This is a genomic window from Paenibacillus sp. 01T443 (assembly GCF_056398325.1).
Window position 1 is genome coordinate 308,679 of record NZ_JBFTPE010000005.1, and the last position, 12,084, is coordinate 320,762.

General features: G+C 49.5%; 10 protein-coding genes and 1 pseudogene. All 11 read right to left on the reverse strand.

The window, feature by feature from the left end; translation table 11 throughout:
* Positions 1-24: 24 nt before the first annotated feature.
* On the reverse strand, positions 25-1,743 hold the full coding sequence (locus tag AC1DLI_RS09020; protein ID WP_477601653.1) for an extracellular solute-binding protein: 1,719 nt from the start codon (positions 1,741-1,743) through the stop codon (positions 25-27).
* Positions 1,744-1,820: 77 nt separating this feature from the next.
* Complete coding sequence (locus AC1DLI_RS09025; protein ID WP_364150693.1) at positions 1,821-2,699, reverse strand: carbohydrate ABC transporter permease; 879 nt, start codon at positions 2,697-2,699, stop codon at positions 1,821-1,823.
* Positions 2,700-2,750: 51 nt separating this feature from the next.
* Positions 2,751-3,713 carry an ABC transporter permease gene (locus AC1DLI_RS09030; protein WP_477601656.1) on the reverse strand — a complete coding sequence of 321 codons (963 nt, stop codon included), beginning with the start codon at positions 3,711-3,713 and terminating at the stop codon, positions 2,751-2,753.
* A 184-nt stretch (positions 3,714-3,897) separates the two neighbouring features.
* Positions 3,898-5,475 carry a response regulator gene (locus AC1DLI_RS09035; protein WP_477601658.1) on the reverse strand — a complete coding sequence of 526 codons (1,578 nt, stop codon included), beginning with the start codon at positions 5,473-5,475 and terminating at the stop codon, positions 3,898-3,900.
* A 3-nt stretch (positions 5,476-5,478) separates the two neighbouring features.
* Entirely contained in the window at positions 5,479-7,269 is a 1,791-nt protein-coding gene (locus tag AC1DLI_RS09040) for a cache domain-containing sensor histidine kinase (RefSeq protein ID WP_477601660.1), read from the reverse strand.
* 80 nt (positions 7,270-7,349) lie between these two features.
* On the reverse strand, positions 7,350-8,003 hold the full coding sequence (locus AC1DLI_RS09045) for an SGNH/GDSL hydrolase family protein (RefSeq protein ID WP_477601662.1): 654 nt from the start codon (positions 8,001-8,003) through the stop codon (positions 7,350-7,352).
* Between the two features lie 217 nt (positions 8,004-8,220).
* Positions 8,221-8,634: pseudogene (locus tag AC1DLI_RS09050) on the reverse strand (flavodoxin family protein); the annotation flags it as partial.
* 16 nt (positions 8,635-8,650) lie between these two features.
* On the reverse strand, positions 8,651-9,424 hold the full coding sequence (locus tag AC1DLI_RS09055) for a pirin family protein (RefSeq protein WP_477601664.1): 774 nt from the start codon (positions 9,422-9,424) through the stop codon (positions 8,651-8,653).
* Positions 9,421-9,888 (reverse strand): MarR family winged helix-turn-helix transcriptional regulator, encoded by a 468-nt coding sequence (locus AC1DLI_RS09060; RefSeq protein WP_477601666.1) that lies wholly within the window; start codon positions 9,886-9,888, stop codon positions 9,421-9,423. The genes AC1DLI_RS09055 and AC1DLI_RS09060 overlap by 4 nt, the downstream gene beginning before the upstream one ends.
* A 182-nt stretch (positions 9,889-10,070) precedes the next feature.
* Positions 10,071-10,475 (reverse strand): VOC family protein, encoded by a 405-nt coding sequence (locus AC1DLI_RS09065; RefSeq protein ID WP_477601668.1) that lies wholly within the window; start codon positions 10,473-10,475, stop codon positions 10,071-10,073.
* A 138-nt stretch (positions 10,476-10,613) separates the two neighbouring features.
* Entirely contained in the window at positions 10,614-11,957 is a 1,344-nt protein-coding gene (locus AC1DLI_RS09070) for a helix-turn-helix domain-containing protein (protein WP_477601670.1), read from the reverse strand.
* Between the last annotated feature and the right edge of the window lie 127 nt (positions 11,958-12,084).

Below are 12,084 nucleotides of genomic sequence, written 5' to 3' on the forward strand. Positions count from 1 at the left end.
CAAGCTTCCCTGTCCGCTCCGCTATTATTTAATTCCTTTTTTCTCTAAATCGGCCAAATGGCGCTCATACATAACCTTCTCTACTTTATCGGCGCCTACCTTTTCCATGTCCTTCACGAAATCATTATAGATATCGTCGAATTCCTTATCCGTTCCCGCAAGCACGAGCGTCGGGATCGTTTTGTTCCATAGGTTTTTAATTTTGGCGTTAATGACGCCCTCCGGCGAGGAGCCCTCCGGCTCGATATTTTCGAGGCCAAGCGAGAAGCTGTCGAAATTGTATTTCTTCAAGAGATCCTTCGCTGCCGCTTGTTCGGGCTGCTTCTCGTCGAAATCGCGTTTTTCTGCGGCATCCCACAGCTTGCCAGAACGCCACATCAGCGTGGAAGCCGTAAAGCCGTATTGGCTGTACCATGCATTGTTGTCGCTCAGCTCAAGTCCCTTCACTTCGTCCTTCGCTTTCGGCAAGCCGTCGACCATGTCATAGGTTTCGCCTTCTTTGCCGTAACGGAAGTCGAGCTGCCCTTCGTCGGACCATGCGTATTCCAGGAATTTAATGATGCGCTCCGGATTTTTTGCTTTTTTCGTAATGAAGAAGCCCTGCCAGCCCATCAAGCGGCTAGCTGGATAACGCGGTTCTTGTCCGCCGACCTTCAAGCCATCGAGGACGACATACGTTTTATCCTCGCCCAGCGTGCTTTTGATTTTCGGGTTGTACTGCGTGTACATGCCGTTCATAAAAGCAGAGGTTACGATAAAGTTAGCGCCGTAAATTTTCTCGTCATACTGCTCCGACTTGGCGATCAGCTGCTGCGGATCAAACAAACCGTTCTTCGCAAGCTTGTTTACGTAACGGAATGCATCGATGAATTTCGTATCGCGCATCGGATACAGGACGCGCTGCGTGTCATCCTTGATCCGGTTTTCCATATTCATCGGGGAGAACGAATCGATCAAATAATCCATCGACGTGCTGCCTTGGAAGCCCCACATCGATACGTCGAAGGATTCCATGCCCACCGGGCTCAGCTCCGGATATTTCGCTTTGGCCTGCTCCAAGAATTCGAACAGCTGCTGCTCCGTCTCGATTTTTGGTTCGCCCAGCGCTTTATAAATATCTTTACGCACGAACCAAGGGCGGATGCCCGTAATCGGCACGCCGTTCGTCAAGCGTTCTTCCGTCTCGTAGTTGTTTGGCAAATACCAAAGCTTGCCGTTCACGGAATGGTATTTAATAATTTCCGGATCGATCGAATCCCAAAGCTTCGGCGCATATTGGTCAATCAGCTCATCCAGGGAATAAAGCATGCCGTTGTTGATTAGCTTCGTCACCTGCGGATGGTTCCAGTCCAGCATGAGCGTATCCGGCAAATCATTGGAGGCGATCAACGTATTTAAAAAGTCATTATCATTGCCTGTTGCAAGGAAGCGGTCAATCGTTACGCCTGTTTTATCCGTAATCTGCTTCATGCTGTATTGATCTTTCCACAAATAGTTGGATGCCCATGTTCCATAAAAATATTGGCGGAACGTAAACGGCGAGGTGTCCTGCTTCCATGCCGGCTCATTCGGATCGCTGGATGTTTGCGCGGCGTTGCCTTCTTCGCCTGTCTCTGTATTGGCGCTGCCCGCGTTTGCCGCCGATTCTTTATTGCTGCCGCTGCTGCAGCCCGTGATCGCTAAGGCAAGTACGAGAATGAATGCCAATGCGGCCGTAAGCGACTTTCTATTTGCTTTGTACATGATGAAAGAATCCTCCCTTTTCGAATTGCTTCTATTTGCTTCTATATATCGGGCAGTTTGCCCGCGGAAGCCTTTGCTTAGCCTTTTACCGAGCCAATCATGATCCCTTTAACGAAATACTTTTGCAGGAACGGGTAAGAGAATACGATCGGCAGCGTCGTAATCACCATCGTTGCCAGCTTGACGGATTCTGCGGTAACCGCCTTCATCCCGAGGTTGCTCGCCATCAAGCTCACGTTGCTGTTGGAGCTGATGATTTGCATTAGGATTTGCTGAAGCGTTCGCAGGCTCTCGCCGCCGTACAGCATCGCGTCAAACCATGAGTTCCAGTGGAACACCGCATTGTAGAGCGCAATCGTTGCAAGCACGGGCTTTGAGACCGGCAGCACGAGCCGCCAGAAAATCGTAAGCTCATGCGCGCCGTCCACTTTAGCCGACTCCTCCATTTCCTTCGGAATGCCCCGGAAGAAGGTAATCATAATTAATGCATTGAATACGCTGAACAAATTAGGCAAAATGTAGGCCATAAAGCTGCCCTTCAAATGCAGGTACTGGGCAATCAGCAAATAGTGCGGGATCAGTCCGCCGCTGAAATACATCGTGATAATGGCCAAAATAAGAAACAGCTTGCGGCCAAGCAGCTCCGGCTTGGAAACCCCGTACGAGAAAGCTGCCGTGAACAGGACCGCTGTTGCCGTACCGACGACCGTACGGAGCACCGTCACAATAAAAGCGTTGATCAGGCTCTCGTCCTGCAGCACCATTTTATAATTTTCAAAGGAAAGGACTCGCGGCCAAAAGGTGATGCCCCCCCGCGCCGCATCGGCGGGATCGTTTAATGATGTAATCAATATGTTATAGAACGGATACAAAGTCACGAAGGCAAGCAGCAGAAGCAGCACGACATTCGCCGCGTCAAACAGCTTCTCCCCCGTTGTCCGGTGTACAGCATTCATACCTAACCCTCCTCATGCGTATTCATCGTGATGATCGCTGCCTATAGACGTTTAGAATAGACTTTCGTTTGTCATTTTGCGTGATGAGTAGTTCGCGCCCAGCATAAGCACGAATGCAACGACGGACTGGAACAGCCCAACTGCCGTACCATAAGAGAACCGGCCAAGCACTAGCCCCATCTCGTAGGAATAAATAGAAAGCACGTTAGCCTGATCCTGCGTCATCGAGTTTTTCATCAGGAACAGCTGATCAAAGTTGGCATTGACCAAGCCGCCTACGTTGAGGATAAGCAGAATGACCACCGTCGGCTTAATGGCCGGCAGGGTGACATGCCATATTTTCCGAAAGCGTCCCGCCCCATCCACCGTCGCAGCCTCGTAAAGCTGCGGGTCAATGCTTGCAATCGCCGCCAAAAATATGATGGAGTTCCAGCCGATGTTTTTCCACACTTCCGAGATGACAACGAGCGTGGTAAAGGTTTTTGGATCGCCCATCAGCAGCTGCTCCTGCGTGATGAGTCCAAGCCACTGCAAAAGCCCGCTGAGCGCGCCCGTTCTTGGATCAAGCAGCGTGTACATGAAGCCGACGACAAATACCCATGAAATAAAATAAGGCAGATACGACAGCGATTGAACGACCTTCTTAAGGCGCTGCGCCCTTAGCTCATTGAGCATAATCGCCAGCAGGATCGGCGCCGGGAAGCCGAACAGCAGCTTAAGAAAGCTGATCTTAAACGTATTGACAACCGAATCCAGAAAGCTCGGATCGATAAACAGCTCTTTGAAATTAGCCAGCCCCACCCATGGACTGAACGTAAAGCCCTGCACCGGGTTGTACTCCTCAAATGCAATAATAATGCCGTACATCGGCACATAATGGAATATAATCAGCCAAATGACAGCCGGCAGCGTCAGTATCATCAGATAGCGCTGCGTCCATAAGCGCTTGCCGAAATTGCTGCGTTTGGTCCCGCTCGTCACAATAGGCCTTGCGGCCACACTCAAGTCTTCCATCTGTCCACCCCTTCTCTTGATGTTTTCCCTAACCCTATTGTAGAAGATGGGACTGGGGCGAGATATATCAAAAAGTGTGGTTTGTTTAAAATATTAACGCACTATTTAAACGCTTTCATACGCTTCCTGCAAACAAAGAAGACTGCCTTAGTGACAAGGCAGCCCTCCGACCGTTCCGTTATCGTTATTTTCGATGCAGCATTTCCTGATATTCACCCGGCGATACACCGAAGGCGTTCTTAAATACGGTACAGAAATACGATGTGCTCGGTATGCCAACCCCTTTCGCAACCCTCGCTACCTTATGTTGAGGGGAAGCCAGAAGCTCCTTGGCTTTGTCCATTCTGATCTGTGCGAGCTGATCATGAAAGGAACGTCCGGTCGTCTTCTTATAGAGCGAGCCTAAGTAGTTAGGAGACAGGAATACTTCCTCCGCTACCGACTTTAAGCTGATATCCGGCGACATAAATTTCTGCTCGATCAGCCTGTTCACCTGGCGGATGACATAATCCTCCTTGCCGTCACGCTTCTCGCGAAGAGCCCTGATCGTTTCCTTTATATATTGAAGGCTGTACGCTTTAATAGAGGCGAGTGTCGGCAGCAAGTACAGTTGCTCGCCTGGATCGGCTCCTCCGTTTTCCTCGGCCTGGCGCGCACCTGCGACAACAGACAGCTCGAACAGCAAACCGCTCACATAATGCCGAATGTAATCGCCGTCAGCTCCTTTGCGAAGCATCACATCATGAAACAATTCTTCCGCGCTCGCAAGCGCCTGTGCTTCATCAAGCGCATGAACGCTGTGCACGATCGCTTTCACCTGCTGGCTGCCCTTGTGCAAAAAATCGGCCACCTCGCTCAGAAACCTCGCCCGCTCCCGCTCTGTCTGCTCCAGGCTGATCACGCCGTATTCATCCCAAAACGATGCATACGCAAGCACATGCTCAGCCTGCTTGACGGACTCCGCAATCCGCAGCAGACCATCTACCGGCGCACCTGCTCCGACCTTCAAATCAGCCGGCCACAATAGCCCTCCTTGTCCCGAAATGCGCACGTTAAGCTTGGCGGCGTATTCCTCTGGCTGCTCCTCCGGCTCAGGAATGACGATTACTAGGTGTCCGCTTCGTTTATCCGAATAGTAGACTAAGCTAGGGCCGGGGAACAGTTTCTTCAGCCGTTCAGCGAAGCGGCCTTGCTTTTCATCCGAAATCGCAAATGCAACGAACCTGCCGTGCTCCGAGACGAAGCCCTCCGCTTGGATAAGCTCCCTTATATATTTGGGCTCAAGCGTGCCGAACAGCAAATCATCCAGCCATTTTCCCTTCATCAGCTGACGATGCTCCTCCACCTCAGCCCGCAGTTTATCCCGCTCCTCTTTGGATTGGACGTCCTCTTCGCATTCATCTCTAACCTTGCGCAAAGCCTCCAACAGCTTTTCCTCGCTAATCGGCTTCAGAACATAATGGCTCGCCCGCAGGTCTATGGCCTTCCGCGCATATTCGAAATCGCCATAGCCCGTCAAAATTATGATCCTCACATGCGGCTTAAGCTCCTTGATCCGGCGAGACATCTCGAGGCCGTCCATGCCGGGCATCCGAATGTCTGTAATGACGATATCCGGATCAAGCACGAGCGTTTGCTCCAGGCCTTCAATGCCATCGCGCGCCGTTCCCGCAATTTCTATCCCAAGGGAAGCCCAGTCGAGAAAATCGACCAGCCCTTCCCGCTCCCAACGCTCATCCTCAACTATAAGCAGCTTATACATAGGTCACGCTCTCTCCTTGGCAAAAGTAATCATAACCGACGTTCCGATGCCCGGTGCGCTGTGAATGTGGAAGGCATGCTTGTCGCCATAATAGGAATTTAGCCGTTCTGTTATATTTTTCACCGCATAGCCGCTCCCGCTCGTACGTTCAATGTTGCCGACAAGCAGCGCAGCAAGCCGCTCCTTCGACATCCCGACCCCGTCATCAATGACCTTGAAGCAGAGCATATCATTGGCTTCAAGTGAAGCCTTTATCTGCAGCGTGCCGCGGTCCCGCTTCGGCTCGATCCCGTGGTTCAGCGCGTTTTCAACGATGGGCTGTAGGATGTTTTTGACCACGCAGTACTCATACACGCGTTCATCAATATCGTAAACGACGTCAAACATTTCTTCGAATCTGAATTTCTGGATCGCAAGATATGCTTTGACCATTTCCAGCTCATCCTTGATCAGGATCTCGCGTCTGCCTTTGTTCAGCACCAATCGGTAAAACTGCGCCAACGCTCCCGAGAGATGAACGATTTCCGTCGAATTGGCTTTTCGCGCTACCCAAGAAATCGTAGCAAGCGTGTTATATAGGAAATGAGGATTGACCTGCGACTCCAGCGCCTTGAGCTCGGCCTCCCGCTCCATCAGCTGGCTTTTGTACACCGTTTCGACCAGCTCATGGATTCTCTCGGTCATATGGTTAAAGCTGATTGCGATTTGCGAGAATTCATCATTCGACTGGACCGGTACCGATACGGTGAGCGAGCCTTCTTTTACCCGCTTCATCGCAAGCACGATCCTTTTCAGCCGTGACAGCAAAGCATTTGTGATCAAATAAACGATAAAACCGAGTACAACAAGCGCAATAAGCAAAATGCCCGTAATCGAGAACGCGGACTCCTTCACCTTTTCATTCAGACCGCTCACCGGAAAAATGCCGATTAAACGCAAGCCAAGATCATGAAGGGGGACGGAAATGACAACCGATTTGCGGCCATTCACCTTTAGCACCTGGTTGAAGGACGTTTCGAGCGGAATCGTCGCCAAGCCTGCGTCCGTAATCTTCTGCTTAAACAGCTCGCTCTTATTGCTGGATACGACATTGCTTTCCCGGTCGATCATAAAAATTTCACCGATCTGCCCCGTGCTCTCCGTATTCAGAATATCGAATAAATCGCTTTCCAAAATTTCAATTTCAAGCAAACCGACCGTGTCAAAATAACGGATCGAGTTGATTTTTTGATAAAAGGAAAAGACGCTCTCCGGCTCGCGGCGCTTCGGAATGTTCAATAGAAACTTCTCGGTATGCAGTCCGCGCCAGCCGGATATGTTGGAATCGTTTTTCGTAACCTCGCTAACCCACTGCTGCTCCTTGATCCGGCTGATCTGATAAAAGCTGTCGTAAACCTCCGGAATCGACGGATTCGTCATATAGACTCTAAGCGAATGCACATTCGGATTTTGCCGCAGCACGTTTTCCACGTACGGGCTAATGTTGGACGTATAGTCGTCATAAGCAAACGAATTGTTATTGAAATCGCTTCCCAAAAACGTTTGAAGACGAATATCCGAGGTCAGCAGCTTCGATATATTTTGAATCATATTCATTTTGTTCATGACACTGTTTCGCGTTTGCAGTAAATTTTGCTCCATGACCATCTGTGCTTGCGAGATCGCCGAGCCCGACAGCTGCAGATACAAATAAATGCCGCAGGCGGACAGGGATACAGCCAAAATACAAAGAAAGGTCGCGACAAACTTCCAGGTCACGCTTAAATTACGAAACAGCTTGGTTATCCTTTGCATGCGGCATTACCTTCTTCTCTGGTGTAAACGCGAAAACCGGCTTTCCAACGATGCCGGTTTTCTCCCTTTAATATGGTTAACTATCCTTTATCGGCATATCCATTGCCCAGTACCGTTTGAAGCCACTGCTTCGCGATTAATTCATGACCGGCTGCAGTAGGATGGACGCCATCCCACAGCCAATACGCAGCATCCGCACGGCTGCAAGCTTCATCGAATGCCGCCTGCAGCGGCACAAAGACGGCGCCAAACTGCTCGGACAGCGCTTGGACCGTTTGGCGATAAGCCGTAATCCGCTCGGACCAAGCCGGCCAATTTTGCGAAGGAGCACCCGTATTTAGTATAAAAGGCTCGCATAGCACGAGCTGAGCTTCCGGAAGCACCTGCTTGGTTTCCTCCAGAATGTGGCGGTATGCCCGTTCAAATCGATCCGTAACACCGCTCGGCTCTCCGTTCATGATCCGCCAAGCATCGTTTACGCCAATAAGAATGCTAATTAAATTCGGATTCAGGCTAATCGCGTCTTCATTCCATCTGGCATATAAATCTGAAGCCCGGTTGCCGCTTATTCCGCGGTTTATAAAGACAGGCTTTTGTTCGGCCCAAACGTAACCAAGCCTCGCTCCAATGATATAAGCATAGCTGTGACCCAAGATATGGTTTGGATCATCATTTCTTCCCCTTGCTCCATCAGTGATGGAGTCGCCTTGAAATAAAATAACCCTGTTGGTCATGCCGAGTGCTCCTTTTCATTACGCTATTGTTCGTGTTTTCAATTACATCTATTATAGGCGATAATCCATCGCTGCGTAATTGCAAAAAACAACGATCCTTTCGATAATCAACGAAGGGGCCGGCCTGCTCATATTCATTTTTGATTATTCTATATACCCGAAAAAAAAGAAGCCGGCATGGCGCCTGGCCTCTTCACGTTTATATCTCTTCCTATGTTTAGGCCACGGCGATTCCTTTTTTCACCCACTGCGCTACTGTTACCGTCCGCTTGGCTTGGTATTCAACCGCCGCCTTTACGTCCTCAACCATTTTACCACCTTGGACGGTTACACTTGTGCCATAGGGATTGCCGCCAGCCTCAAAGGTCACCGGATTCGTATAGCCTGGCGCAGCCACGATGGCTCCCCAATGATACATGGAGGTATATAGACCGAGAATGGTTTGCTCTTGGCCGCCATGGGCATTCTGGGCTGAAGTCATCCCGCTTACGACCTTATTGACCAGCTTTCCGTTAAACCACAGCGCACCGGTCGAATCAAGGAACTGCTTAACAGGTCCAGGAATGCCGCCAAAGCGCGAAGGAATACTGAAAATAATAGCATCCGCCCACTCCAAATCCTTGTAGGAAACCATGCTGTAATATGCTTCAACGCTGATATAACGGGTACTCTACTTGAGTCGGCAGTTGAATAATGATCATGCGCACCTGATCGTCCCCGCTTTCCAAGTGCAGCAGCTCTGCCTGATTATCTGCCTCCAGCACCGTAAAATCCTTTTGCTTGAACAGCGCCCTGCTTCCTCCCTCTGCGCCGAAGCTCCATACGCCGTCTCCTCTAATCGCAAGCGCAGCGACGGAATAGCCTTCGGGGATGGTCAATTCATATTCGGAATCCGGCTCTAAGGTTAGGTCCCACATTTGCGCATCCGTTACCAGCTGGATAGGGGAACCCTCACCAAGAATGGTTGTCTTATGCACTTGGCTGCCGCTGGATTGAGGGAAGTCCTCTGCGTTATATTCGTTGTATGTCGGTTTTCTTTTCACGGCTTCATTAAGATCAGGCTCAAACCAAATTTGAAATATTTCAGCATCAGGTCCTGTTATTTTCTCGCGATGCGATACGCCGGAGCCTGTCTGCATGACCTGTGCGCCGCCGGGGCCCACGGTGCTTGCCGTGCCCAAGGTATCTCCATGCTCAACCCGCCCTTTCACCACATAAGTCATAATTTCAAAGCCCTTATGAGGGTGAAGTCCGATGCTGCCGCCTTCCTTGGCATGTGCCCAAGCCCAATAAAATAACGGGCCTACCCGTTTCACTGCCCCCTGATCCTGAGGAAATCCAATCGGCTTCTGCTCGATAATTTTACCGCCTTCAAATGAACCAACCGCCTGCTGCAAGGGTGTATACACATTCACCTTCATGATTTATCCCCCTTCTCGCCAAGTGCTTCCGCGCCAAGGCCGATTGCCTTTAACAGCACAATAAGCTGTTCTTTATCCGCATTGCTGACAAAGCTTAAATTCCGTGAAATAACCTCTGCATGCTTCGGAAAAATATCATCAAACAAAGTCTGTCCCGATTCCGTTAGGGTCACGTTCGAGCCTCTGCGGTCAGTAGGGCTTGGCTCCCGTTTCACATAACCTTTCTTCTCAAGCTTGTCTACTACGTAAGTGATACTGCCGCTTGGGATCGAAAATTTCTCGCTTATTTTTTGTATGGCCTGCGGGCCTTTGCTGTACAATAGCTCCAAGATCATAAATTGCTCTTGGCTGATGCCGTAGCTGGCAATGTCCTTGCTAATATTGTCTACGATCGTCTTGGAAGCTTTATTCCAAATACGAAACAATCTTAAATCAAGCTGGCTTTGCTCATCCGGCTGATACATATTTGCGCCTCCTTGCATCTATATCTTAAATTAATGAATTCTATAATTAGGATATATTTATCCTAACACTAGTATAAATAGTTGTCAACATGTTTTCTTCGCAAAAAAACCGAGAGCCATCTCCATTGGAGAGGCGCTCGGCCCGATTTGCTCTTTATCATCCTAACCGTTTATCGCTTTCCTTACTCCCGGCAAACCATAAGCAGATTATCATCCGGATCCTTAATAACAAACCAATGCTCATGCTGAATATCCGTCACCATATTCACCTGATTAGCAACCGCAAAATCATAGGACGCTTGCAGATCACTCGTCAGCAGCATAAAAGCCGGCGTCTTAAGATTGGGAACCCCGCCCGGCTCTTTTCCTCCCCACATCGGCATGGTATCAAGAATAAGTCCGGTGCCCTGCATGGGTAAAGGACAAAGATGGCCGTTCATGATTTCGCAATCATTGTTCAGTCCGAGCAAACGACAATACCAGTCCCGTGACTTTTCTATATCCTTAACCGGCACAAAAATACTTCCTACCTTGTTCATGATCGGACTTTTGACAGCCTCACCGCTTGTTTGTTCATTATATTTCATTTGAACGCCTCCAAACAAAGTTTTGACAGCCTTTGGAACGATTACAGGTTTGTACCATTTAATCGCTTGCTTTGTTCTTCGTATGACAGCTGGAGTTCGTCGTTTCGATTGTTCTCCCAACTTAGTCACCTCTCTCACTTATTGCAAACTCATATTCATGCGAATGACAGGGATGAAGCAGATGATTACGGTTGATCGTTCCGACTCCCAGCCCTGGGTCTTCACATATTGGCCGAACCATTCCCTGCTCTCATCCAATCTATATTCCACGCTTTGAGCGGCCCATGCATAAAGCTTATCCAGGACACCGGTCATTACACCGTATGCGCTGGTCGTCATACTGGCATACAGACCGCCCGGCTGTAAACGGACTTCCGCTGTTCCAGCTAATCCGCTGGCTTCCGGGAGCGCTATCGCAAGCTCATACCAACTATGAGCTTCCTCTGAGATGCCATAGCTGTAAGACATAAATAACGCTTGGCGGTGTTCCTCTTGAAGATGCCTGCCTGCCAGCCAATGGGTAAGCTTCTCGTCAGCCGTTTCCTTCGCATCTCTTCCACTCGCGCGAAAAGCTAGCCATTTCATCGGAGGCACGCTCTGTATGATAATCGGTTCCTGCTCCTGCTTTCGTATAACCGGTAAAAACAGCTTTAGCCTCGTCACCTTGCCGCGATGATGCTGATGCTCTTCCACAAAATGATGTTCTCCCAGCTTAAAGCTGCTTCTTGGCAGCCATTCCTCAAGCATACGGTTCCACCCCGCTTGGATAACCGATGAATTCACTGCCGGCACCTTGCTAACCGCGTATAAACCTCCCTCTGCCTCCGTTAAGAATAAATCAGGATGGTCAAGCGCGATTGCCGACGTTAATGGCGTGTAGATTTGATAGGCATACGGGAACGAGCCCGGCTCCGGTTCTAGATTGAAGCCAAAGAAGCGCAGCTTATCCGTCGCACAGCCCGCCGACTCCAATCGATTGAAAAACAAACGAAAGGCCTCTTCCTCCAGCCCCTCGCTTACTGGAGCGCGATGCCGATAGGCAAGCACCTGGGCAGTCTCTGTCTTAATGACCTTAATATCTGAGTATTGAAGCGATAATTCCCGGTCTTCTGGATAACTATGCTTCTCCAATAAATGGACCGGCTCAAAGCTATAATAAAAATCGGCCTTACGGTACATGCCTGGCGTCAGTCCTGTTATCCGTTTGAATACAGTCGCAAACGTTCGATAAGAATCAAAGCCGCAATCCAGTGCAATGTCCAATATGGGTCTTGTTGAGTGCCGAAGATAGACAGCCGCTTGATTGACACGCCTTTTGCGAATGTAATCCATGAGTGAATGCCCCGTCAACGCGTAAAACAGGCGGTACAAATTCGGTACTGACATATAGGCTGAATCCGCAATCTGCTCCGGCTCCAAAAGGTCATAGAGTTTCTCCTCTATATAATGAATGGCATTCTGCAGATGCTTATTCGCGTCCATATTCACCCTCTATCCGTCTGGGATTCTCTTCCTGTCATTATATTATCAAATGCCCTGACGGAAAACATGCCGTTTTATATCAAAAAAAACCGAGATTCACCTTTGCGGAAAATCTCGGTCTTTATTA

Excerpts from the sequence above, each read along its gene's own strand:
- AC1DLI_RS09020 (WP_477601653.1), bottom strand. The coding sequence starts at position 1,743 with ATGTACAAAGCAAATAGAAAGTCGCTTACGGCCGCATTGGCATTCATT.
- AC1DLI_RS09025 (WP_364150693.1), bottom strand. The coding sequence starts at position 2,699 with ATGAATGCTGTACACCGGACAACGGGGGAGAAGCTGTTTGACGCGGCG.
- AC1DLI_RS09030 (WP_477601656.1), bottom strand. The coding sequence starts at position 3,713 with ATGGAAGACTTGAGTGTGGCCGCAAGGCCTATTGTGACGAGCGGGACC.
- AC1DLI_RS09035 (WP_477601658.1), bottom strand. The coding sequence starts at position 5,475 with ATGTATAAGCTGCTTATAGTTGAGGATGAGCGTTGGGAGCGGGAAGGG.
- AC1DLI_RS09040 (WP_477601660.1), bottom strand. The coding sequence starts at position 7,269 with ATGCAAAGGATAACCAAGCTGTTTCGTAATTTAAGCGTGACCTGGAAG.
- AC1DLI_RS09045 (WP_477601662.1), bottom strand. The coding sequence starts at position 8,003 with ATGACCAACAGGGTTATTTTATTTCAAGGCGACTCCATCACTGATGGA.
- AC1DLI_RS09055 (WP_477601664.1), bottom strand. The coding sequence starts at position 9,424 with ATGAAGGTGAATGTGTATACACCCTTGCAGCAGGCGGTTGGTTCATTT.
- AC1DLI_RS09060 (WP_477601666.1), bottom strand. The coding sequence starts at position 9,888 with ATGTATCAGCCGGATGAGCAAAGCCAGCTTGATTTAAGATTGTTTCGT.
- AC1DLI_RS09065 (WP_477601668.1), bottom strand. The coding sequence starts at position 10,475 with ATGAAATATAATGAACAAACAAGCGGTGAGGCTGTCAAAAGTCCGATC.
- AC1DLI_RS09070 (WP_477601670.1), bottom strand. The coding sequence starts at position 11,957 with ATGGACGCGAATAAGCATCTGCAGAATGCCATTCATTATATAGAGGAG.